Source organism: Desulfovibrio desulfuricans, assembly GCF_004801255.1.
GTDB classification, from domain to species: Bacteria; Desulfobacterota; Desulfovibrionia; order Desulfovibrionales; family Desulfovibrionaceae; genus Desulfovibrio; species Desulfovibrio desulfuricans_C.
Map to the genome: position 1 here is coordinate 1,366,457 of NZ_CP036295.1, position 23,513 is coordinate 1,389,969.

At 57.0% G+C, this 23,513-nt stretch carries 21 protein-coding genes; 11 read left to right on the top strand and 10 right to left on the bottom strand.

What is annotated here, in order from left to right:
• Positions 1 to 5: 5 nt before the first annotated feature.
• Genes DDIC_RS05740 through DDIC_RS13775 form a run of 4 tightly spaced genes read right to left on the bottom strand, consistent with a single transcriptional unit; the run spans position 6 to position 4,303 of the window.
• Positions 6 to 1,217: an anaerobic glycerol-3-phosphate dehydrogenase subunit C gene (locus DDIC_RS05740; protein ID WP_136399553.1), complete on the bottom strand. Its 1,212-nt coding sequence runs from the start codon at positions 1,215 to 1,217 to the stop codon at positions 6 to 8.
• Positions 1,214 to 2,503, bottom strand: coding sequence for an anaerobic glycerol-3-phosphate dehydrogenase subunit GlpB (gene glpB / locus DDIC_RS05745; RefSeq protein WP_136399554.1), 1,290 nt, complete (start codon positions 2,501 to 2,503; stop codon positions 1,214 to 1,216). Before glpB ends, DDIC_RS05740 begins: the two co-directional genes overlap by 4 nt.
• A complete protein-coding gene (glpA, locus tag DDIC_RS05750; RefSeq protein WP_136399555.1) occupies positions 2,487 to 4,094 on the bottom strand; it encodes an anaerobic glycerol-3-phosphate dehydrogenase subunit GlpA in 1,608 nt (535 codons plus the stop codon). Before glpA ends, glpB begins: the two co-directional genes overlap by 17 nt.
• A complete protein-coding gene (locus DDIC_RS13775; protein WP_168732477.1) occupies positions 4,046 to 4,303 on the bottom strand; it encodes a hypothetical protein in 258 nt (85 codons plus the stop codon). The genes glpA and DDIC_RS13775 overlap by 49 nt, the downstream gene beginning before the upstream one ends.
• Positions 4,304 to 4,379: 76 nt before the next feature.
• On the opposite strand from DDIC_RS13775, the gene DDIC_RS05755 reads away from it, so the two are divergent.
• Positions 4,380 to 5,159 (top strand): HAD-IIA family hydrolase, encoded by a 780-nt coding sequence (locus DDIC_RS05755; RefSeq protein WP_136399556.1) that lies wholly within the window; start codon positions 4,380 to 4,382, stop codon positions 5,157 to 5,159.
• 97 nt (positions 5,160 to 5,256) lie between these two features.
• On the opposite strand, the gene DDIC_RS14040 is transcribed toward DDIC_RS05755, so the two are convergent.
• The 6 genes from DDIC_RS14040 to DDIC_RS05780 all read right to left on the bottom strand — a co-directional run bounded on the left by DDIC_RS14040 (position 5,257) and on the right by DDIC_RS05780 (position 10,629).
• Entirely contained in the window at positions 5,257 to 5,382 is a 126-nt protein-coding gene (locus tag DDIC_RS14040) for a hypothetical protein (RefSeq protein WP_282097280.1), read from the bottom strand.
• Positions 5,369 to 5,554 (bottom strand): gamma-glutamyltransferase, encoded by a 186-nt coding sequence (locus DDIC_RS13940; RefSeq protein ID WP_247647569.1) that lies wholly within the window; start codon positions 5,552 to 5,554, stop codon positions 5,369 to 5,371. The genes DDIC_RS14040 and DDIC_RS13940 overlap by 14 nt, the downstream gene beginning before the upstream one ends.
• A gap of 87 nt (positions 5,555 to 5,641) precedes the next feature.
• Positions 5,642 to 6,931, bottom strand: coding sequence for a TRAP transporter large permease (locus tag DDIC_RS05765; RefSeq protein WP_136399557.1), 1,290 nt, complete (start codon positions 6,929 to 6,931; stop codon positions 5,642 to 5,644).
• Between the two features lie 9 nt (positions 6,932 to 6,940).
• Positions 6,941 to 7,501 carry a TRAP transporter small permease gene (locus DDIC_RS05770; protein WP_136399558.1) on the bottom strand — a complete coding sequence of 187 codons (561 nt, stop codon included), beginning with the start codon at positions 7,499 to 7,501 and terminating at the stop codon, positions 6,941 to 6,943.
• A gap of 199 nt (positions 7,502 to 7,700) precedes the next feature.
• Positions 7,701 to 8,705: a TRAP transporter substrate-binding protein gene (locus tag DDIC_RS05775; protein WP_136399559.1), complete on the bottom strand. Its 1,005-nt coding sequence runs from the start codon at positions 8,703 to 8,705 to the stop codon at positions 7,701 to 7,703.
• A gap of 826 nt (positions 8,706 to 9,531) precedes the next feature.
• Positions 9,532 to 10,629: a DUF362 domain-containing protein gene (locus tag DDIC_RS05780; RefSeq protein ID WP_136399560.1), complete on the bottom strand. Its 1,098-nt coding sequence runs from the start codon at positions 10,627 to 10,629 to the stop codon at positions 9,532 to 9,534.
• Positions 10,630 to 10,840: 211 nt separating this feature from the next.
• On the opposite strand from DDIC_RS05780, the gene upp reads away from it, so the two are divergent.
• The 10 genes from upp (at position 10,841) to DDIC_RS05830 (ending at position 23,487) form a co-directional block, all read left to right on the top strand.
• Entirely contained in the window at positions 10,841 to 11,467 is a 627-nt protein-coding gene (gene upp / locus DDIC_RS05785; RefSeq protein WP_136399561.1) for a uracil phosphoribosyltransferase, read from the top strand.
• A 10-nt stretch (positions 11,468 to 11,477) separates the two neighbouring features.
• On the top strand, positions 11,478 to 12,737 hold the full coding sequence (locus DDIC_RS05790; RefSeq protein WP_136399562.1) for a uracil-xanthine permease family protein: 1,260 nt from the start codon (positions 11,478 to 11,480) through the stop codon (positions 12,735 to 12,737).
• A 391-nt stretch (positions 12,738 to 13,128) separates the two neighbouring features.
• A complete protein-coding gene (rfbH, locus tag DDIC_RS05795; protein WP_136399563.1) occupies positions 13,129 to 14,430 on the top strand; it encodes a lipopolysaccharide biosynthesis protein RfbH in 1,302 nt (433 codons plus the stop codon).
• Positions 14,427 to 14,993 carry a KdsC family phosphatase gene (locus DDIC_RS05800; RefSeq protein WP_211088898.1) on the top strand — a complete coding sequence of 189 codons (567 nt, stop codon included), beginning with the start codon at positions 14,427 to 14,429 and terminating at the stop codon, positions 14,991 to 14,993. The genes rfbH and DDIC_RS05800 overlap by 4 nt, the downstream gene beginning before the upstream one ends.
• Before the next feature lie 72 nt (positions 14,994 to 15,065).
• Positions 15,066 to 16,901 (top strand): thiamine pyrophosphate-binding protein, encoded by a 1,836-nt coding sequence (locus DDIC_RS05805; RefSeq protein WP_136399564.1) that lies wholly within the window; start codon positions 15,066 to 15,068, stop codon positions 16,899 to 16,901.
• Between the two features lie 11 nt (positions 16,902 to 16,912).
• Positions 16,913 to 18,430: an N-acetylneuraminate synthase family protein gene (locus tag DDIC_RS05810; RefSeq protein WP_136399565.1), complete on the top strand. Its 1,518-nt coding sequence runs from the start codon at positions 16,913 to 16,915 to the stop codon at positions 18,428 to 18,430.
• Between the two features lie 144 nt (positions 18,431 to 18,574).
• Positions 18,575 to 19,615, top strand: coding sequence for a radical SAM protein (locus tag DDIC_RS05815; protein WP_168732478.1), 1,041 nt, complete (start codon positions 18,575 to 18,577; stop codon positions 19,613 to 19,615).
• A gap of 92 nt (positions 19,616 to 19,707) precedes the next feature.
• Positions 19,708 to 20,706 carry a radical SAM/SPASM domain-containing protein gene (locus tag DDIC_RS05820; protein WP_168732479.1) on the top strand — a complete coding sequence of 333 codons (999 nt, stop codon included), beginning with the start codon at positions 19,708 to 19,710 and terminating at the stop codon, positions 20,704 to 20,706.
• On the top strand, positions 20,694 to 21,620 hold the full coding sequence (locus DDIC_RS05825; RefSeq protein WP_168732480.1) for an NAD-dependent epimerase/dehydratase family protein: 927 nt from the start codon (positions 20,694 to 20,696) through the stop codon (positions 21,618 to 21,620). Before DDIC_RS05820 ends, DDIC_RS05825 begins: the two co-directional genes overlap by 13 nt.
• Positions 21,621 to 21,630: 10 nt before the next feature.
• Positions 21,631 to 23,487, top strand: a complete 1,857-nt coding sequence (locus DDIC_RS05830; RefSeq protein WP_136399569.1) for a B12-binding domain-containing radical SAM protein — start codon at positions 21,631 to 21,633, stop codon at positions 23,485 to 23,487.
• Positions 23,488 to 23,513: the final 26 nt, after the last annotated feature.

Here is a 23,513-nt window from a genome sequence, read left to right on the forward strand (position 1 = left end):
TGCGTCTAGCGCGCCTCAAGCCGCTGACGCAAAATGCTGACCGGGTGCAGGCTGAACTTGCCAGAGCCGTGCGTAATCTGCACGCGGCAGGTTCCGCACTCAGACACAGCCGCCTGAGCGCCGCTTTCGCGCACTTTGGCAAACAGTTCTGCGCCCACGGTCTGGGCGATGTCGTACTTTTCCTTTTTAAAACCATAGCTGCCGGAGATGCCGCAGCAGCCGGCGTCGGCGTTTTCCACAGTTACGCCGTCGAGGCGACGCAGCAGCTCAAGGCCCGGCAGGCCGTTGCCCTGCGCCCGCAGGTGGCAGGGAGCATGGTAGATGAGCTTGAGGTCGGGCAGGTTTGTATGCTTGCCGTCAACAGCCAGCGAAAGGTCGCCGCTGTCCACGGCATCCAGCAGAAATTCCTGCGCGTCGGCCAGGCTGCACGCGCCGTACTTTTCCGCCACATCGGGGAAGTACTCCGGCAGGTCAACGCGGAACATCAGCGCGCAGCTTGGGCAACCCGTCACCACCGGCAGACCGGCGTCGCGCCATTGGCCAAGGGCTTTGAGGTTGTGCTCCGCATTGGCGCGGGCATGCTGCCAAAAGCCGTTGGCCACCATGGGCAGGCCGCAACACACAAGCTCATCGGGCACAATAACCTTGTATCCCGCACGGTTTATGGCCCACACCATATCAAGTCCGGTGCGGGGGTCGTACACGTCCACATAGCAGCCGGGGTAAAAAATCACGCTGCGTTTGTGGTCGGGCTGGTGCACATGGCGCATGAGCTGGCGGAAGGTCTGCGGCGCAAATGCTGGCAGGGGGGCGCGTTTGTCGATGCCCAGAGCGTCCAGCACCGAACGCGTGACAGGGTTGAGCATGCCAAAGTTCTTGAGCGCTGCCGGGATAAGCCGCAGCCATTTGGCCATGAGCTCGCCGTGGCCAAGCACCCAGTCGCGCAGGCCGGGAGAGTGCGTTTTGAACTGGTCTGCCCGGGCCATCATGTTGAGGCTCGACACCGGCACGCCATGGGGGCAGGAGATGTCGCAGTTTTTGCAGTTGGCGCAGTAGTGCAGCGAGGGGTCTTCGGTCAGCCCCAGCAGACGAAAGCGCTCGTAGGCAGGGCCTATCATGCGCGGGCCCAGAAACTTGGGGGTGGCCTCCGCCACGGGGCAGTGCACCACGCAGGTGGTGCAGGCTATGCATTTGTCAGGATTAATGCGCACGCTCATTGGTTTTCCCCGGCTCCGGCCGCTGCGGCGGCCATGCGGCCCGCCTGCCAGCCCGTGGCTATGGCAACGCCGTGACCGCTTTTTTCTGTTGCATAATCGTAGCCGCCAAGGCTGCGCCCGGCAAAAAAAACGTTTTGCCAGCGCACGGCTGCCGCTGCGTCCACGGGCCGCATTTCGCGGTCAACCCGGACGCCCATGTGTGAAAACAGATGGCTGCCGAATATCTCGGGCTCTGACCACTGCGCCACATCCTGCGGAACGGTAATGTCGATGCCAAATACGGAATCCCAGCATTTACCGGGCTCAAGGGTCATGCCGCCGCCAAGGATGCCGCCGGTGGCCGCCACAAAGGCTCGGGCGGCGTGGCGGCGCAGCTGGCCGGACGCCTCGGCCACCAGCGCGGTGCAGGACTTGCCGCTGATTTCGGCCCGCAGAACTGTGGTGTTTTCCACCATTTCAAAGTTGTGCTTGTGCAGGGCGTGCAGCAGGGCGTCGCGCAGGCGCAGCCCGCCCACCCCCGGAGGAATGGACAGCATCTCCACCACCGGGCAGCCCGCTGCGGCATTGATGGCCTGCCATGTTTCGGGGTTGGCCTTGCTGCCGCACAGGGGCGGTATAAGGATAAGGTCGTACTTGCCGGCATGCGGGGCCAGAGCGTCCAGCAGCCACTGGCGGCTTTGCGGCTTGTCCGCAAGGCGGGCGAGGTCGAGGGCTGTTATGGCGCGGTGCGTCTCGCCAAAGGGCGAAGGCAGGAGCCCCTGGCTGAATTCCCTGTCGGTCCAGCTTTTGTAGCGTTTGAGCTGGCTGACCACCAGCGCCGTGCGGCAATCGCGCAGACCCTGCACGCTGAGCACCAGCACCCGTTTGGCGCTGGTCAGGGCCTGGGCGTCCAGGCTGGCGGGCAGCAGATAGGAAGGTTTGAGCGTGCCCATGATGGTGGGCAGCTGGGTATTGCGCGGCGCGCCGGATTGCGCAAGCGCAGGGCGCATGGGCCAGTGCTGGCGCTCCATCACGTCAGCAAAAAACTGAAAGGCCGAGCGGACGCTTTCTGTCCCCAGCAGCCGGTAGGGATGGTCTTCGGGCAGCAGGGCAAGGCTCTGCCAGGGGTCGGCGGCAAGCCTGCCGTCGGCGTAGCCAAGAAAGTCCACCGAGCCGCCGCTGATAGCCAGCGAACCCATGCCCGTTGTGAGCAGCTGCACGCTGCGGCCCTGTTCGGCTGCGGTAAGGGCGGCCATGAGGCCCGCCATGCCGGAGCCGACCACCAGTACGTCAACAATCCTGCTCATGGGCGGCTCCATCAAGATTGAGTGTTCCCGCGTATACGGCGCGGCCAAGTTCCATTTCACGCGCCTGCATGCCCCACAGGGCGGGGCGCAGGCCGCCCCAGCGCTCCTGCAGGAAGCGCCGCACGTTGTCGGTGGCAGAAAATTCGAGGGTAACGCCGTGCTCCGACAGCGCCGCCACCGTGCGCAGCGAGCAGAACGTGCCCTGGCAGGTGCCCATGCCCAGACGCGTGCGCAGGCGAATGTCGGTAAGCGAGTGGGTGGAGGGGTCGTTGGCCACGCATTCTATTTCGGCCAGGCTGACCATCTCGCATTCGCAGAGCAGGGGGTTGCTGTCGGCTTTTTCCGCGTGTTCCAGCACCGGGGTGAGGTCGTCGCCCATGCGGTCGGCCATAAGCTTGATGCCCTGCACGGGAAAGTACTTGGCGGCGCGGGAAAGCGTGGCTTCGTCCGGGTCGGGCACGATGGCCTCCTGCGCGGTGCGGCAGGATGCGGTAACGCCAAGTTTGGCGCAAACCTTGTCTGCGGTGCGTTCGCCCATGAGGCGGTATGTGGTCAGCTTGCCGCCGAAAATGGAAACCATGCCGTCAAGGCCCTGCTCGGCGTGGTCCATAACATGGAAATTGCGGCTGGCCTTGCGCCCGGCGGCATTGCCCGGCGTGTAGAGGGGGCGTGTGCCCGCAAAAGCGCGCAGAATGCGGTATTCTTTCACTCTGGGGAACAGCGGTTCGCCAATTTTGAGCAGGCGCAGCACTTCCTCGCTGGTGGGGGTGGTGTCGTCGGGTCTGTCGGTGGGCGTGGATGTTGTGCCAAGGATGGTAATGGAACCGTGCGGCACAAAAATATCGCCGTCAGAGCCAGGGTGCAGGCGGTTGACCACGCGCGAGGTAAACCGGTGGTTAAAGACCACAAGCGTACCACGGTCAGGCGAAACAGCCACATCCAGCCCGGCCAGCGCCGCGATGCGGCCCGACCACGAACCGGCGGCGTTGACGATGACAGAGCAGGCAATTTCCACGCTTTCGCCCGTTTGGCGGTTGACGGCGGTAACACCGCAAACCTTGCCGTTTTTTTGGCGAATGCCTGTCACCTCGTGATAGGTGAGCATGCGCCCGCCGTAGCGCCGGGCCGACATGGCGTTGTGCAGCACCAGGCGAAAGCCGTCAACGCACGAATCGGGCACGCGAAAAACGCGGCTGATCTCTGGCGACATGTTGGGCTCAAGGCGCAGGGCCTCTTTAACGTCTATCTCGGGCGCGTCGATGCCAGCGCGGCCGCAGGCCTCAACCCAGCGATCCACATAGGCGGGGTCGTCCTCGGGCGTCAGGGCAAAAAAACCCTCGGTTTCTTCCACGCACTGCCTGCCGATACGCCGCACGATCATGTTTTCTTCAATGCACTCGCGCGCTGATTCGTTATCGTTTACAGCATAGCGGCCGCCGCTGTGCAGCAGACCGTGAAAGCGTGAGCTTGTGCCGTGGGCAAGGCCGCCCTGTTCGAGCAATATGGCAGAAACGCCGCGCATGCAGAGATCGCGCAGTGTTCCTATGCCTGTTGCGCCGCCGCCGATGACGACAACAGTAGTTTCAAGCATGGTTTCTCCAGTGGAGCAAATTGTCCTAACCGTCCTGCGGCAAGCAGACGCTGCAAGATGCCGCGCCCCTGTGCCGCCGTATGATCACGGCGCAACTGCGCGACAAAACTGAAGTGCCAGACCGATTGAGTGGTTGCAGCGGTTTTGCCCAGGAAGGTTGTTAATGCCGTATGGTTATCAATTTGCTGTGTTGCGTCAAGATTGAACACGGGGCAATGTTGTTCGCGCCCTTGCCATAGGCGTCAATGCCGCATAATAAATGCAAAAAACTCAAGGATTGCAGATATGGACTGGTCACAAAAACGCTGCGTTGTGCTCGATATGGACGGCACCGTTTATCTCGGTCATATCCCCATCGCCGGAGCGGTGCGTTTTATTCAGCAGCACTGGGGCAGACTCGATTTTTATTTTTTGAGCAACAATACTTCCAAATCTCCCCTGACCTATGTGGACAAGCTCAATGGAATGGGCATCGCCGCGCGCGAAGATCTGCTGCTTTCACCCGTGACGCCGCTGGTGGATTTTTTGCGGTCCAGGGGCATCTTGCGCGTGTTTCCGGTGGGCAATGCCGACTTTCAGCACGACCTGCAAAGGCGCATGCCCGAGGTGCAACTGGTGGAACAGGGTGCGCAGGCCGTTGTGCTGGCCTACGATACAGAGCTTACCTACCACAAGCTTGCCCGGTCGGCCCTGCTGTTGCAGGACAGCTCCGTGCTTTTTCTTGCCACGCATCCCGACCTTGTGTGCCCCTCGCCCGAAGGCCCGCTGCCCGACGTTGGCAGTTTTATCAGCCTGTACGCAACCGCCACGGGCAGAAAGCCCCAACATATTTTTGGCAAGCCCGACCCCGCCGTGCTCGCGCCCTTGCTGGCGCGCTACCGCAAGGAAGAAATGGTCATGGTGGGCGACCGCCTGAGCACAGACATGCAACTGGCCCGCAATGCGGGCATAGATTCCATACTGGTGCTCAGCGGCGAGGCCACGCGCGCTGATCTGGCGCGTGAGGAGCACCAGCCAACCCTGGTGCTCGAAGACCTTGGCCACGCCGACATGGACCGGGCATAGCCCCGCACAGACATTTGCCACCTAAAAAACCCGCCGGGGCTTGTGCCTTCGGCGGGTTTTTTAGGTGGGGCTCAGCCCCGCAGGTTGCGCTATAAGGCTAGTAGGCCACGGCTGCGCCGTCGCCCCTCGGGTCAGTGCCGCCCTGGCGCACGCCGGTGGCCTGATCCACAAGGATGGCGCCAGCATGGCCCATGGTGTCGGTGTAATTTTCAATCAAACGCACGGGATGCGGCAATGGCCTCTTGCGGGGTCATGCCAAAGTCGACCACGCGGGTAACAATGGCGGCCTGGGTTTGGGGTTGGCCCTCGCCGCCCATAGTGCCGTACACAAGGTAGGGCTTGCCGTTTTTGACCTTGCTGGCGGTCACATCATCCTGACGGATGCTGGAATCCACACTTTTGGGGATTGCGCTAATGGCGGGGCCATAAAAAAGCCCCTGCCTTGGGTAAAGGCAGGGGCTTGATGCGTCAGGGGGCTGCTGCTAGTTGCCGCCCATAAGCCAGTTCATGGGAACAAGCGAGAGCTTGGGGAAGAACAGCAGCAGGAAGAGCATGATGGTTTCCACCAAAACAAATGGTAGCAGTTTGACAACCAGGTCGGCAAACTTGATGTGTCCGATGCCGCACACCACGTACAGCACCGTGCCCACCGGGGGCGTGATAACGCCGATGCCGAGGTTAAGCACAAACAGCAGGCCGAAGTAGTAGGGATCAATGCCAGCCTGCTGGATGAGCGGGTAAAATACCGGCGCAAAAATCAGGATGTTGGGCGTAAGGTCCATGACCATGCCGATCAGGAACAGGAAGATATTGATGCTGATGAGCAGCAATATGGGGCTGTCGATGAGCGGCGAGAACAGCGCGGTCATCTGGTTGGGAATTTGCGCTATGGTGATAAACCAGCCCACAGCCGTGGCCGTGGCCACAATCAGCATAACCACCGAGGTGGTGCGGGCCGCGCGTGCGCTGACCCGCAGCAGATCGCGGAACGAAAGCTCGCGGTAGTACAGCACGCACACCAGGATGGCGTAAATGGCCGCAAATGCGCCGCCCTCGGTGGGCGTAAAGATGCCAAAGCGGATGCCGCCCAGCAGCAGCACCGGCATCATGAAGGCTGGCGTGGAATCAATAATGATCTTGATTGCTTCCTGTTTGGTGAAACGGATGGTTTCGTTGTAGCCGTCCTTGCGCACCACAAAGAACCACACCACCATGAGGGCCAGACCGATAAGGATGCCCGGCACAAGGCCGATCATGAACAGCTTGGTGATGGAAAGCCCGCTGACCGTCGCGCCAAGCAGAATAAAGTTGGTGCTCGGCGGGATAATGGGGCCAAGTATGGCGCCAGATGCTATGACCGCGCCCGCGCGGCCCGGATGGTAGCCCACTTCTTTCATCATGGGCAGCAGCAGACCGCCAAGGGCCGCGGCTTCACCCACCGAGCTGCCCATAAGACCGGCAAAGATAATGCTGGCGATAATGGCCGCATAGCCAAGGCCGCCGCGTACCCGGCCAATCATGAGCTGGGCCAGCTGCACCACGCGTTTTGAAAGGCCGCCCTCCGCCATGATTTCACCCGCAAACACAAAGAAGGGGATGGCCATGAGCGGGTAGTTGTTTGCGCCGTCCAGCATGCTGCCGGGAATGATCATGGCGTCCCACATGCCCGAGTTCCACATAAGCACAATGGCGCACAGCACCAGCACCAGCGCCAGCGGAACGCCTATGAGCATGAAGAAGAAGAGGGAGCCGAGAAAAATAAAGAGTTCCATTCTTCTCTCCTAGCCCTGGTGGAAGGTGGATGCAGGTCTGCGAACAAGGCCCGCAAGGGAGCGCAGTTCCACAATAACGCCTACCAGGGCCATGACGGGCAGGGTGCCGTTGATAAAGGCCATGTTGACGTTGGTCGCCACAGAGTAGGTATCGAGCGTTTGCAGCACGTTGACCACGCCGCCGTAAAACAGCAGGCCAAGGGCAAAAAGGCTGCATGCCGATGCCATGATGTCCAGGGTCTTGCGCTTCACTCCTCCAAACTTGACCACAAACAGGTCGACGGCAATGTGCTTCTTGCAGATGAAGGCCTCAATAGCGCCAAAAAACGTGATGTACATGAAGAGAAACCGCGCCCATTCTTCGCTGGGCGGGTAGCTGGATGAAAAGATGTAGCGCAGCAGGGCATTGTAAAACACAAGGCCGATCATGCCCAGAAAGATAACGGCGCAAAATATTTCAAACAGCAATTGCCCTATGGTTTCATGCTTGGGCTCCTGCTCCGGCTCAAGCAGGGCGTGGATGCCCGGCGCATGATCGGGCGGAAAGTTTTTGGAATTGTCGTCGCTCATAACGAACCTCAGTAAAACGCTGCCCCAATCGCTGGCTGTGCAGAGCAATGCCGGTGTCGGCACGTCTGTTGCGCCGCCCTAGATAGCCGCGTGAAAAATTGTTGCAACCCCTGGGACATCGCAAGCGCAGGGGGGGGTGCTCGTGAACCGCGCAGGCCGGAAAAGCATGCGCTCTTCCGGCCTGTAAAGCAGAGAACAGTTATTTGGAGTCGCGGTAGCTGGCGGCGCTGTCCAGAATGGCCTGGCAGTTGGGAACAGTGTCGTAAAAGAGCTTCCAGCTGCGCTTGCCTGCTTCGACCAGATATTCGTGAAATTCCTTGCTGGGCGTGTTGATGTGGCCCTTGTTGGCAAGGATGGTTTCCTTGGCCTTTTCGTCGCCTTCCTTGACCATGCTCCACACGTCGTTGGCGGAGCGCTTGGCCGCTTCGTCAAACCACTTTTTGTCCTCGGCGGGCAGCGACTGGTAGAACTTGTCGTTGATGTAGAGCGAGTGGATGACAAGGATGTGGCCGGTAAGGGTAATCTCGGGCGTGATTTCGTACATTTTGAGGCTGACGATATCGGCAAGCGGGCTGTCGCCGCCGTCGATAACGCCCTGATCGAGGGCGCCGGGCACTTCCGCAAAGGGCATGGGCTGACCGCTGATGCCGCATTCCTTGGCAAAGTTGGTGTACAGCGGAATGTTGGGCACGCGCATGCGCAGGCCCTTTATGTCTTCGACCGTATTGATGGGCTTTTTGGTGTAGAAGTGGCGGAAGCCCAAGGGAAAGGCGTTCATGGTGCGCAGGCCGGATTTTTCGGTAAAGCCTTCGTTGATCAGGTCAAAGGTCTTGCCTTCCATGGCGCGGCGGGCGTGATCCAGGTTGTCAAACAGCATGGGCGTTTCGAGCATGGCCATGGCGGGGTGCAGGGCAGAGGTCTGCGTGCCGGTGGCGCACATCTGGATGATGCCCTTGCGGGTGGCGGCGATGTAGGCGTCCTCCTTGCCCAGCTGGCTGTTGGGGAAGACCTGCACCTCGTATTTACCGTTGGAAAGCTCGGCAAGATACTTGCCAAACAGATGCATGCCCAGGGTTTCCGGCTCGCCTTCGGGCTTCATGCCCGCAATCTTGATGAGGGTTTTGGCCTCAGAGGTCGGGGCAAAGCCAAGGGTCATGCCGCAAACAAGACCCAGTGCGATAAACAGGGCTACGATACGTTTCATTCTGTAAACCTCCTGCTGGTGAAACTTTTGTGCCACAATAGTAATGAACCCAAACCCTGACCACAGCAGGGCCATAGTTATACCATGCAACGGTCTGCATACCCCAATGCACGCAGAGCGTTAGATCCTTGCAGGCCAAAAGCTGAGGCAAACTTAATGGACGTACCACCAAAAATTCAACTGTTATTTGCGGTAAAAGTTTAATTTTTTCAAGATAAATGTTAAATGGGCCTTAAAAAACCCTACCAATTGAATGCGATATGTAAAAAACTGGTCAGGCGATGAATTCTTTTATCAGGTTTTAAAGTTATATTGAATAGATATTTATTATTTTAATGCTAATATAATATGAAAATATTGTATTTGTATTTATTAAGTATATAGAACATGAGTTTTGTATGTAAAAATAATAAATATTTTGTATAATGAGTAAAAAATTTCTGTCTGAAAACTTTTTTATAAAAAAATATTATTTTTTATAAAAAAATTGTGCAGCATATTTACCTATGTAATCAAAACAATACAAAAATTTTTAAATATAGCATGTGTAGTGTTAAAATATGTGACAAATACATTACAGTTATGTGACGTTTTTATGTCGCAGGTGGTAAGCAGCTGAAAACCCCGCCATTTCAGCGAACCCGCCCTTTCAGCTGCAACAGATATCAGCTGAAAGGGCGGGGGATGCACGATGCTGCCGTGGCGGAGGCCTTGCTGCCTGTATGTACGCTTGTCCATGCCGCGCCGTGCGAGGCTGCTTGCCCCGCAGCCAGCAGGCAGGCTGCGGAGCTTCGCTACTGGGTTGCCCCGCGCTCCGGGGCGGGCCCTATACCTTTTTAAGCTTGTATTCGCGGCTTCCGAGGCCCAGCGATTCGCCGTAGGCGAGCTGCACAGTGCCGCAGGTGTTGGGCCAGCGGGCGGTAAACTTGTCGGTTATCTCGGCTGCGGGCAAGCCCGACGCAAGGGACGGCGCTTTTGACACCAGGTCAAAACAGGCCTGATCAAGGGCCACCGGGTCGGTTGAAGCCAGAATGCCCAGGTCGGGAACCAGCGGCATGTCGCTCCATGGCGCGCAATCGCAGTCTGGCGTTACATTGAGTACAAAGTTGATATAGCAAATATTTTTTTTACGCCCTTTAACAACGCCGTAAGCATACTCCGTCATGCGTTCCATGAACGGTTGAATTTCTGTTTCCCAGTCGACGCTGATGGCCTTTTCGGGGCAGACGGTGATGCACTCAAAGCAGCCGATGCATTTTGCAATGTCCACAACGCTCTTTTTGCTCTTCATGCTGAGGGCGTGTTGCGGGCATACCTTGACGCACTTGGCGCAGCCGACGCATTTTTTATCGCTCACAGACACATGGGTTGCGTGTTGCTCCTTTTTGCCGCGCACCCCTGCGCCGCCCATGGCCAGATTTTTTATGGCCCCGCCAAAGCCCGCCATTTCGTGGCCCTTAAAATGCGACAGCACCACCATTGCCGGAGCGCGGCGAATCTCTGTGGCTATGTGCACCTCTTTGAAATGCTTGCCGTTAATGCGCACAGGTTGGTCGTTTTCGCCATACAGGCCGTCGGCAAGAATGACCGGCGCGTGCACAACCGACGGCGCAAAGCCGTGGGCATAGGCTGTTTGCATGTGGTCGACCGCGTTGTGGCGACTGCCGGAATACAGGGTGGTTGTATCAGTCAAAAAAGGCTTGCCGCCCGCTTCAACAATCTTGTCCACCACCTGTCGCACCAGTGTGGGGTTGAGATGGGTGTCGTTGCCGTATTCGCCAAAGTGCAGCTTTATGGCGGCGAGTTCTTTTTTCTTGATGATTTTCTTCAGGTTAAGGGCATCGCAAAGCCGGGCAACCTTGGCTATTTTGCTGTTGTCGTGCGAGCGGCAATGCATGTCTGCATAATAGACTGTGGCGGGCATGGTCTGACCTCCGAATATGAGTGTTTGCGCGGCCGCAGGGCTGGCGCGGCAGAAGGGTTGCGCCCTGTGAGGCAGGCCTCACTCTACCGTAAGTCGGTTTGACAGAGCAATAGCGCAGCAGGAAAGTATGATTGACATAACATGTGATTAAGAATAGCGTATTTCGGTTTTAATTTTTTTTATCCGCCCGTATGTAAGGTAAGGAGGCGTTATGGCCGTTTATGTCGTTGATCATCCTCTTGTGCGCCACAAGCTGGGCATTTTGCGCATGGGGGCCACCTCCACGCGCGAGTTCCGTACCGTTTCCAACGAAATTGCGCGCTTGCTGATTTACGAAGCCACCAAGGGCTTTCGCACCGAAAAGCACACCGTCGAAGGCTGGGCCGGACCGGTGGAAATTGAGGTCATTTCGGGCAAGATGGTGACGGTTGTGCCCATTTTGCGCGCGGGCCTTGGCCTGATGGACGGCGTGCTGGACATGATACCCGGCGCCAAGATCAGCGTCGTGGGGCTGTATCGCAACGAAGAAACGCTCGAACCCGTTGAATATTACGTAAAGCTCGCCACCGACATGGATCAGCGGCTGGCTATCATTCTCGACCCCATGCTGGCCACTGGCGGATCGCTCATCGCCGCCATCAGCCTGCTCAAGCGCCATGGCTGCAAGCAGATATGCAGCCTCAACCTTGTGTGCGCCCCCGAGGGGCTCTCAAAGGTGCAGGCCGCCCACCCAGACGTGGACATTTACACGGCCGCCATCGATTCGCATCTGAATGAAAACGGCTATATCATCCCTGGTCTCGGCGACGCCGGCGACCGTATCTTCGGAACCAAGTAGCGAGGATCCCATGAGCTCAGCCAGCGCGCGGCGCGAAATTGCACCCACTGACTATAATTTTCGCTTCAGGGATTGCCTTATCGGCGCACAGATGCTTTTTGTGGCCTTTGGCGCTCTGGTTCTGGTGCCCCTCCTGACCGGGCTCGACAGCAACGTAGCCCTGTTTACCGCCGGTGTGGGCACGCTGCTTTTTCAGGTGTGCACCCGGGGCAAAGTCCCTATCTTTCTTGCCTCCTCCTTTGCCTTTATTGCACCCATCATCTACGGCGTGCAGACCTGGGGCATGGCGCAAACCCTTGGCGGGCTGGTGTGCTCGGGTCTTGTGTACTTTTTGCTGAGCGGGCTTATCCGCTGGCGCGGCACTGACGTGGTGCTGCGCGTGCTGCCGCCCATCGTGACCGGCCCGGTCATCATGGTTATCGGTCTTATTCTGGCCCCGGTGGCGGTGCACATGGCCCTTGGCAAAACCGGCGACGGCGCTGTGGTGCTTGTGCCCGAAAATACCGCCCTGTGGATATCAATGACTTCGCTGGCCGTTACCGTGCTGGTGTCGCTGCTGGGCAAGGGATTTTTGCGGCTCATGCCCATTTTGTGCGGTATTGCCGCCGGGTTTATGGTTTCCATCTTCCTTGGCGTGGGCGACTGGACCAATATTGCCGCCACCCCCTGGCTGCGGATGCCATCGTTTACCTCCCCCGAATTTGCCTGGGAGCCGATACTTTTTATCATGCCCATTACGCTGGCCCCCGCCATTGAACACTTTGGCGACATTGTGGCCATCAGCTCCATCACCGGACGCGACTATCTTAAAGACCCCGGCGTGCACGCCACCATGTTTGGCGACGGCGTCGCCACCATGGCCGCTGGTTTTGTAGGCGGCCCGCCCTGCACCACCTATGCCGAAGTTATCGGCGCGGTCAGCCTGACGCGGGTGTTTAACCCCGCAGTCATGACCTGGGCGGCCATGTGCGCCATCTTGCTGTCGTTTGTGGCCAAAATCGGCGCTTTTCTCGGTTCTATCCCCGTGCCTGTCATGGGCGGCATCATGATTCTGCTCTTTGGCGCAATCATGGTGGTGGGCCTCAACACGCTGGTGCGTGCGGGCAAGGATTTGATGGAACCGCGCAATATGATCATTGTGGCGCTGATCATCATCTTTGGCGTGGGCGGCATGCAGTTCAGCATCGGTTCGTTCAAGCTCGGCGGCATCGGCCTTGCGGCGCTTACGGGCGTTGCGCTCAACCTTTTGCTGCCTAAAAGCCGTTCGTAGACTGCCCTTGCCGGGCGCTCTGGCGAACCTTGCGATTACAGTGCGGTATGGCGATTACGTCATACCGCTTTTTTTTTATTGGCGTCGTGGCGGGGCAGGGCGTGTTGCTGCCTTGCCTCGCGGCCACTGCATGGCCGGGTGTGACCATAGTCACAGTGATGATTTTTTGAGGATAGCGTGGTAGTTGTAAAAAATATTCACGTACTATGCCGCAGCCGATGCTTGCGGTGGGCTGTGCGATTTTCTGACGCGGGCGTGGTACGCTGTATGCATTACTCGCCGGGGCAGGAGGGTTTTTGCCGCCGACAGGGCGGCGCAGGCTGGCGTGAGCGCCGCTGGCAGTCTTGATGACTGGTTCCCCTGCTTTTTGACGCCTTCATGAGGAGTGCGCATGTTTGACGATGCTTTTCGGGCAGAAATAACCGCCATGATCAGGCAGCGCGAGGTTGCTGCCGAGACCTTTGTTGCGGGCGCATCGTCGGTTCCTGTGTCGGGCAAGCTCATAGGCAGGGACGAAATAAGCTGCATGGTCGAAGCCGCTCTGGACGGATGGCTCACAGCAGGGCGCTTTAACAGCGAGTTTGAAAGCCTGCTGGCCGATTTTTTGGGCGCGCGGCATGTGCTGACGGTCAATTCCGGCTCATCGGCCAACCTTGTGGCGCTGTCGGCGCTTACCTCGCCCATGCTTGGCGAGCGGCGCATCTTGCCGGGGGACGAAATAATTACCGCCGCGGCGGGGTTTCCCACCACCATCGCCCCCATATTGCAGGTGGGCGCGACGCCTGTTTTTGTGGATATTGACCCGCAAACGTGGAACGTGACGCCCGCAGCGGTTGCCCGCGCCATTACGCCCAAAACAAGGGGCGTTGTGCTGGCGCATACCCTGGGCATGCCCTATGACGCCGAAGCGTTGCGCCAGCTGTGCGACCAGCATGGGCTGTGGCTTGTCGAGGACTGCTGCGACGCCCTTGGCGCGCGCTGGAACGGCAGGCTTACGGGCTCGTTTGGGCATATCGGCACGCTTTCTTTTTATCCGGCCCACCACATTACCACGGGCGAGGGGGGGGCCGTATTTACCAATGATCCCCGGCTTGCCCGCGCCATGGAGTCGTTCCGTGACTGGGGCCGTCATTGCCACTGTCGCCCTGGGCAGGACAACGCCTGCGGCAAAAGGTACGACGGCCAGTACGGCGACCTGCCTCAGGGCTATGACCACAAATATGTGTACTCGCACGCGGGCTACAACCTCAAGATGACAGACATGGCGGCTGCCTGCGGCGTGGCGCAGATGCGCCGCCTGCCAGGCTTCGTCGAGGCCCGCCGCCGCAACTACGCATACCTGCACGGGCGGCTTGCCGGCTGCCCGTGGTTTGACTTGCCGCAGCTGCCGCCGCAGGCCGAGCCGTCGTGGTTCGGGTTTCCCGTCATTTTGCGGCAGGGCGCTCCCGTAGCGCGGCTTGAGCTGCTGCGGGGGCTGGAGGCCCGGCGCATCGGCACACGCCTGCTTTTTGCGGGCAACGCCGTGCGTCAGCCCTTTATGCAGGGGCGCACTTACCGTTGCGACGGGGCGCTGACCAATTCGGACGCCATCATGGAGCGCGGGTTCTGGCTCGGCGTATGGCCGGGCCTGACGGAAGAAATGCTGCGCTACGTTGCTGATTCTCTGCTGACGCTGCTTGAGGGGCATAAATGATGCTGCTGCACCGCGCCATGCTCTGCTCGCCCATGAGCATCAGCCATGTGGTCATTGATGTGGACGGAACCCTTACTGACGGCGGCATCTGCTACGACGCCACCGGCAACGAGCTCAAGACCTTTTGCACACGGGACGGAGCGGGGCTTTTTGCGGCGCGCAGGGCAGGGATTGCGCTGGTTGTTCTCACCAGCCGCGAGAGCGTCGCCGTGCAGAGGCGCGCGGCCGATTTTCAGGTGGACATCCTGCAGCAGAACGTGACCGGCAAGCGCCGCTGGCTGCTTGATTTTATGGAAAAAAACTGTCTTGGCAGGGAGCATCTGGCATATATAGGCGACGACCTCAACGATTACGCCGCCATGGAGCTGGCGTGTTTTGTGGGCTGCCCCAAGGACGCCTGCCCCGAGGTCAGGGCTGTGGCCAACTATGTCGCGCCGCGCTGCGGCGGCCACGGGGCCGTGCGCGACGTGCTGCGCTGTCTGCTGACCCTGCGGGGACAGTGGGACGACGCCGTGCGGGCTGTGTACGGCATTGACGCCTGGCGCGCCGACGCCGCCCGGTAGGCGCTGAAATTTCTTTTATTTTACGCTGGGCAAACATACCGTAACCATCATTTGCTCTGCACTGGGGGAACTGTGAAACTGCGCGTTGCCGATGTGATGATGAACGAACTGTCCCGCCAGGGTCTGAAGCACGTGTTCATGCTCAGCGGCGGGGGCATCATGTACCTGATGGACGCGCTGGCAACAAGCGATCTGCGGCATGTGTGCTGCCACCACGAGCAGGCCGCAGCCATTGCCGCCCAGGCCTACGCCATGCAGTGCGGCGGTTTGGGAGCCTGCCTTGTGACCACCGGCCCTGGCGGCGCCAATGCGCTGACCGGCTGCGCTGCTGCCTATGTGGATTCCACCCCGCTGATCTTTATTTCCGGCCAGGTAAAGACGGCTGACTTTGCTTCGCTGCGCAAGGTGCGGCAGTTTGGCGCGCAGGAAAACGACATTGTTTCCATGGCCCGGCCTGTGACCAAGTATGCCGTGCGGGTGGACGACCCCCGGCAGGCCCTGTTTGAGCTGCAAAAGGCCCTGTACATTGCCGCGCACGGGCGTCGCGGCCCGGTGTGGGTCGATGTTCCGCTGGATGTGCAGAGCGCCATGGTCGACGTGCCGACCCTGCCGCTGTTTGACCCTTCGCGCGAGGCCGGTTGGTGCACGGACGACATGGCCGCGCAGCTTCATCCCGATGTTTGCGTTTTGGACGAGGGAGTGGCGGCAGTGCTGCATAAGCTTGCAACCTGCCGCAGACCTTTGCTCTATGCCGGGCACGGCGTTGCCGCCTCCGGCGCTGAGGATCTGTTCCGCACTTTGGCGCGGCGGCTGGGCGCGCCTGTGGCCGCGAGCTGGCGCGGGCTGGGCATTATGGACGGCGACGACAGGCTGTTTTTTGGCAGCCCGGGGCTGCAGGCCCCCCGTTATGCCAACATGATCACGCAGGCGGCGGATTTTTTGCTGGTGCTGGGTTCGCGTCTGGACAACATGATAACGGCCTTTTCTGAACGCAATTTTGCCAGGCGGGCTGCCAAGGTCGTTGTGGACCTGGACGCGGCGGAGATGGACAAACTGGACATGCCCGATGTTGTACGCGTGCGCGGCGATGTGCGGCAGTTTCTTGAACGGCTGCTGGCCGCGCTGCCCGAGCAGCCCCGGCAGGTCTCCGCTGAATGGCGCGAATTCTGCACCGGTTTGCGTTGCCGGTTTCCCCTGCTGGAAGAAAAGCAGGCGGCCCCCCTGCGTGGGACCGACCTTTACCGGCTGACGGCGGCTGTGGGCCGTGCCGCCTCGGCAGATGACGCCGTGGTGGTCTCTTCCACCAGCCGTTGCAACACGGCCGGGCACCTGGCCTTTTGCTACAGGCAGGGGCAGCGGCCTGTTTCGTCCATGGGCATGGGGTCCATGGGCTTTGCCTTGCCTTCGGTCGTGGGCGCGTGGTTCGCCTCGGGCAAAAAACGCGTGATCATGCTTGAGGGCGACGGTTCTTTGCAGCTCAACATCCAGGAATTGCAGACAATTGTTTATCACGGCATCGACGCCAAGCTGTTTGTTTTTTCCAACAGCGGCTATGCGGCCATTGCCACCATGCAGGACCGCAATTTCGACGGCCGGCATGTGGGCAGCGACGCGCCCAGCGGCGTGAGCATGCCCAGTCTGCAGCGCATTGCCGGGGCCTACGGGTTGCCCTATGTGCGCATTGAGGACGACAGCCAGATAGAAAAGGGCGTTCAGTCCGCGATGCAGACAAAAGGCCCGGTGCTGTGCGAGGTACTGGGCGATATGGCCTTTGACGAAATTCCCAAATGTATTTCGTATGTGAACACAGAGGGCAAGCGGGTATCCGCAGCGCTGGAAAATCCCTTTCCATTTTTATCGGAATCAGTGGTGCGCGAGATTTTTGAGCGTTTTGACACAACAGAATAAGGACACGCAGCATGGAGAGTTCTTCATTGCCCCTGTTTGTTTTTGAGATGGCCAACAACCATCAGGGCAGCCTTGAGCATGGTCGGCGCATTGTCGAGGGCATGGCGCGCAGCGCGGCCCCCTATGCCGGACGCTTTCGCTTTGCCGTAAAGTTTCAGTACCGCGATCTCGACACCTTTATTCACCCGCGCATGCGGGGCAGAACCGACGTAAAAAACATCAAGCGCTTTGAAGATACCCGGCTGAGCCGTGATGAATTTTCCAGCCTGTTCGACTGCGTGCGGCAGCACGGCATGCTGACCATGTGCACGCCCTTTGATGAGGCCTCTGCCGTGCGCATCGGCGAGGAGGGCTTTGACATCATCAAGATCGCCAGTTGCTCCTTTGCCGATTGGCCGCTTATGGAGGCAGTGGCGCAGACCCGCTTGCCGGTCATCGCCTCTGCGGCCGGATGCGGGCTGGAGGTTATCCGCAATGTGCTGTCGTTTTTTCAGCACCGGCGCATCCCCATTTCGCTGATGCACTGCGTGGGTGAATACCCCACGCCCAACGAGCACCTGCAGATGAACCAGATTGATGTTTTCAGGCGCGAATTTCCCGAGGCGCCGATTGGTTTTTCCACCCACGAGGCCCCGGACAACCTGGAACCGGTAAAAATTGCCGTGGCCAAGGGCGCGCGCATATTTGAAAAGCACGTGGGCGTGCCGACGGAGAGCATCACGCTCAACGGTTATTCGGCCAATCCCGATCAGGTGGCGGCGTGGCTGGCGGCGGCTGCCGAGGCCTATGACATCTGCGGGCAGGAGCAGGGGCGTTCGGCCCCGCAGCCCAAGGAGCTTGCTGACCTCGCGGCCCTGCGGCGCGGTGTGTTTGCCAGGGTTGATCTGCCTGCGGGCAGCGTGCTGGACGGCTCGAACATCTATTATGCTTTTCCTTGCCAGCCGGGGCAGGTCATTGCGCAGGATATGTCCAAGTACACCCGGTTTGTGCTTAAAGAGCCGCTGGCGGCCGACGCCGCCGTCATGCAGCCGCAGGTGGACATTGACCGCAGCCTGCAGCGCCTTGTGGCCGGGTACGTTGAGCGCATCGCCGCGCTGCTCAAGAGCAGCAACGCCGTTGTGCCTTTTGACAGCGAATGCGAGCTCTCGCACCACTACGGCATTGAAAGGTTCACCGAGGTTGGTCTTGTGCTTATCAACTGCGTCAACAGGGAATACTGCAAAAAATTGCTCGTGCTGTTGCCCGGTCAGACCCACCCTCTGCATTATCATGTAAAAAAAGAGGAAACGTTTATTATCCTGCACGGCGACCTCACGGTTATATGCAGCGATAACGAGCGCACCCTTACCCGTGGCGACACCATGACTGTCGAGCGGGGCACGCCGCACAGTTTCTCGAGCAAACACGGCTGTGTTTTTGAAGAAATTTCTTCCACGCACTGCTCTGACGATTCGTTTTATGAGGACAAGGGCGGATTTACGTTTCCGCGCAAAACAAAGGTGTATTTGACCAAGGATGTCCTTTGCTAGCGTTGCGGCTGGCAGCAGAAACCCGGCGCAGGACAAGGCCGCGCAGCCTGGGCGTCAGGCTGCTTTGTGCCGTCGCGGCGGCGCAAAATTGGGCGTGACAGCTTCTTAACCTCCTGAAGTACCGTTGTTTTGAGGATGTATGCTATGGAATTGACCGCGCAGGAAATGCTGAAAAGAGAAAAATTAAAAGAAACGAATCCGTACATATACGCAAAGATCCTCCGGCAGGAGCAGCGCTATCTCAATGGGCTTGCAGCCCCGACCATACAGTTTCAGTACGACTATACATGCAACATGCGCTGCGAGCATTGCTGCGTCAGCAAACTTGACAAAAAAGACCGTGTGCTGACGCCTGATGTTCTGAAAGATCTGGCGCGGCAGGCTGATGCGCTTGCGGTCACCCAGTTTACCATTTCTGGCGGCGAACCACTGCTTTTCAGGGACTTTGAAAAAATCGTGCAGGCCATAGGGCCGGACAGGTTTTTTATCGCCACCGATACCAACGGCTGGCTGCTCACCCCGCAAAAGGCGGCCTGGCTCAAGAATATAGGCGTGGGCAAGGTTCATATAAGCCTCGATAGCGCCCTCAAGAGCGCGCACGATGCCTTTCGCAAAACTCCGGGAGCCTATGAGCACGCCATTGCCGCCATAACAAATGCCAAAAAAGCCGGGTTAAGCGTCACGGTCAATACCGTACTTACCAAGGAGCGCGTGCATACTGACGAGTTTTTGCAGTTTCTGCAGCTTGTGGACGACCTTGGCGCGACCACGGTTCTTATGTTTGCCAAGCCCCTTGGCGAGTGGGAAGGCAATCTGGATATCCTGCTGGACGACAAGGATATTGCCTACACCAGGGAGCTTGAAAAAAAACACGCCGTCTGCTCGCACCTGACCCGCAATTATGGTTTTGATCATGGCTGTCTGGCTGTAAAAAGAATGATTTCCATAACTCGTTACGGCGATGTGCAGCCTTGCATGTCCATACTGGTTTCTCTGGGCAATATCTTTGATGAACCGCTGGAAACAATACTTGAACGAGGTATGCGGTCGGAGATTTTCGGCGCGTATTCGCCAACCTGCAGAGCCTGCGCCGATAAGGATTTTGTGGCCCTTTACAACGAAAGAACGCTCGGTAAAGCCGAGCCTCTTGCCTATGCCGACTTTATTTCGAAAAATAAATCATAAAGAGTACTGCAATGGATTCAGGAAATAAAATTAAATTTTATGAAAGACAGGCTGGTGAGGTCATTCCAGATTCGCCAAGCTCGATTAAACGATTGAAACTGAGCGAGTCGCTGCCTCTCGACACGCCGCTTGCGGTGCATCTTTTTCCCGTTTACGCATGCAACCTGCGATGCGAGTTTTGCATCTGGGCGCTTACGGAACAGGAGCGCGGCTATCTCTCCGATGTAAAGGTCATGCCCTATGACCTGTACTGCAGGGCTATCGACGGCCTGGCGCGGTTTCCAAAAAAACTGGGGCTCTGGCGCATCGCTGGCGTGGGCGAACCCCTGATGCACCCGCAGATCGTCGATCTTGTGCGCTATGCCCGGCAGTCTGGATACGTCGAACGGGTTGAAATTGTTACTAACGGAACATTTTTGACGCCTGAAATGTCAAAGGGCCTTATTGATGCCGGGCTGACGCGTTTGCGCGTGTCTGTAGAGGGCAACAGCAGCGATACCTACCTTAAATACGCCAAACGCAGTATTGACTATGACAACCTGGTCAAAAATATAGAGTACTTTTACAAAAATCGCGGCGAAACAAAAGTATATGTAAAAGTCATGGATTACATGCTGCACTCGAAGGCAGAGACAGAGGAATTCATTGCACGGTTTGAGCCCATTTCAGACGCGTTGCAGATCGAGCATCTGACCCCTGTCATTCATGGCATAGATTTTACCTCTCTGTGCGACAGTCATAGCCTGAATATACGGCAAACAGGCGGCGTTTATGACGATGTAGAGGTTTGCGCCCTGCCGTTTTATATGCTGCAGCTTAACCCGGACGGCAAGATTTTTCCCTGCTGTTCGTTTCGCGTGCCAGAACCATTGGCAAATATTAACGAAAAAAGTCTCTATGATGTGTGGAACAGCGATACGCTGCGTAATTTTCAGCTCAATATGCTCGACGCTGGCGCGGCAGGGATGGGCGGAATATGCGAAAAATGCAATTATTTTAAATATATCATGCAGGATAGCGACAGCATCGATGCCGCAAGGGGCGTCATCAGGCAAAAAATCCTTTCCGGATGCCGTCCATGCAAAAAGTAGCCGTTACCGGGCCGACCGGCGAGATCGGCTCCGCCTTTGTGCGGTTTTGTCTGGACGCGGGGCTGCAGGTGCTCGCCATTTGCCGCCCCGGCTCGGCCCGTGCGCATGTTTTGCCAAAGCACAAAAACCTGCGCACTGTCGCCTGCGCCCTTGATCAGCTCGATTCGCTCGATGTTGCGCAGGCTGGGCAGCAGGATGTTTTTTTTCATCTTGGCTGGGCGGATACCTTTGTTTCCGCAAGCAGGAATGACCTTGTCCCGCAGCTGCTGAACGTCAAATACGCCATTGAAGCTGCGCGGCTGGCCAAACGGCTAGGGTGCGAGGCCTTTGTGGGGGCGGGCAGTCAGGCCGAGTACGGGCGCTCTGCCGTGCCTCTGCGACCCGATTCGCCCTGCCATCCCGAAAACGGTTACGGCATGGCCAAACTCTGCGCAGGGCAAATGACGCGGCTTGAGTGCCGCACGCTTGGCTTGCGCCACATCTGGCCGAGGTTTTTTAGCGTTTACGGGCCGGAAGACCGAGCGGTAGCCATGATCCCGTCCATAATCGCCAACTGTCTGGCTGGCGTCAGCCCCAAACTTACCTCTGGCGAACAGCTGTGGGATTATCTGTATAGCCGGGATGTTGCGGAGTCTTTGTACCTGATGGGACAAAAGGGCAGGGATGGGGCCATATATACTGTGGGCTGCGGTAAACCCCGGCAAATCAGGGAATATGTCGAAATAATATGCAAAATGGCTAACCCTGCCGTCAAACCTGAGTTTGGCGCCGTGCCATACGCAAAATCTCAAGTAATGTTTTTGTGCGCCGATATCGAAGCGGCGCAAAAAGATCTTGGGTGGCAACCCAATACCAGTTTTGAACAGGGCATCGCATGGACGCTCGATTGGCACAAGAACATTATAAATAAATAATGGGTTACATATGATCAATTCATTGATTGTTATCCCAGATTACCATAATCATCATTACATCTTCCCCATGGGGATTGCATATATTCATGCCGCTCTTAAAGAAAAGAATTTTTCTGTGAGCGGTATTAATTTGTCTGAGCTTGCCATTATTAAAGATTCGCAGTTTGCCGCCGATAAGCTCCAGAGCATTTTGGCGGAAAACAAGATTGATATTGTAATGTGCGGAGCTCTGACGACTGAGCTAAAATACATACGAAGTGTTTTTGAAACAGCAAAAAAGTTTAATCCAGACATAATAACCATCGGCGGCGGCGGTGGTTTTACTTCCGAGCCGGTCATATTTTCTCAATTGACGGGCGTTGACTATGCCGTCCTTGGCGAAGGTGAAGTAACTATCTGTCAACTTGTTGATGCCATAGAAAACAACAAGGATGTTTCGTCGATAAATGGAATAGTGTATCGCCAGGGCGACGAATATATCCTGACGGGCAATCCCGGCAGCATCAAGGACATCAATTCCATACCCTTGCCCGATTACAGCGGATTTGAGTTTGAGCGTTACCTTGAACGCAATCCTTCCATGCCCATGATACTCGCGCGGTCATGTCCGTATCGTTGCCGGTTTTGTTTTCATCCAAGTGGCAACAAATACAGACAGCGCGATTTCAAGCTTTTTTTTGAAGAGCTTAAAATCTGGATTAAACAGTACAATATTTCATCCATCTCTTTGGTGGACGAGTTGTTTTGCTCCACAAAGCAAAAAATCAAGGATTTTTGCGAAATGCTGACGCCCTACGGCGTCAACTGGACCTGCCAGATGCGTGTGGAGACTGCGGACGTGGATGTCCTGCAGCTGATGAAGGGGTCTGGCTGCACGGAAATCAGCTACGGTTTTGAAAGCCATTGTCAGCGAATTTTGGATCATATGGGCAAGGGCATCAAATGCGCGCAGATCGATCGGGCCGCCCAGGTTACCTACGACGTGGGCCTGGCCATTCAGGGCAACTTTATTTTTGGCGATGAGCTTGAAGACTGGGCAAGCGTTATGGAAACCTTGCAATGGTGGTACGATCACCGTCACTACGGCATCAATCTTGGGTTTATCATGGTTTACCCAGGTACAGGCTACTACAAAAGCTCTGTTGAACGCGGGCTGATAAAGGACAAAAAGGGTTACATCGAAGCTGGCTGCCAGTTGATCAACATGTCCAGAATGACCAATTTTGAAGTGATCAGACTTCAGGCGCTAGAATGGTTTGTGAGTGACAACTACTTGGGCGCAACCAATGTGGCGACTGTTATGGAGAGCAGTTACATTGATGATTTGATGTCTTACAGACTAAGCATTAAATGCGCACATTGTGGAGAAGTTTTTTATGCTGATGTTTATAAAGACATTGCAGAAAGAAAACTGTTCAGAGTTTGCTGCTCTCAATGTGGTCGTCGTAATCAGCTCTCGCTGATCGAATCAGACAATAATTGTAAATTTGATTTGTCTTCAATTGAAAAATATATGGACATCGCATTTAAGATGCGTTGTGGCTACGTTACAAAATGTATTGAATATTTACGTTCAAAATTTAAGCGCATTGGTGTATATGGTGCAGGTGGTAATGGTAACCTGTTCTTAACGCTGCTTGAGAGTGCCAATACAGACATACAGGTTGCCTATGTTGCTGACAGGGATGCGCAAAAGCTGGATGTGTTTAAAAATCGCTACCATGTTACTAGTGTCGACTCTTTGGCCGACTATAATGTAGATGCAATTATTGTTACACCTCTCAGTTTTACACATGAGATTGTGACATTTATAAATAATAGTTGTCCTGAATCACAGACAGTGTGTTTGCAGGACTTTGCAGAATAATCATTTTAGGAGTGATTCATGAAGAT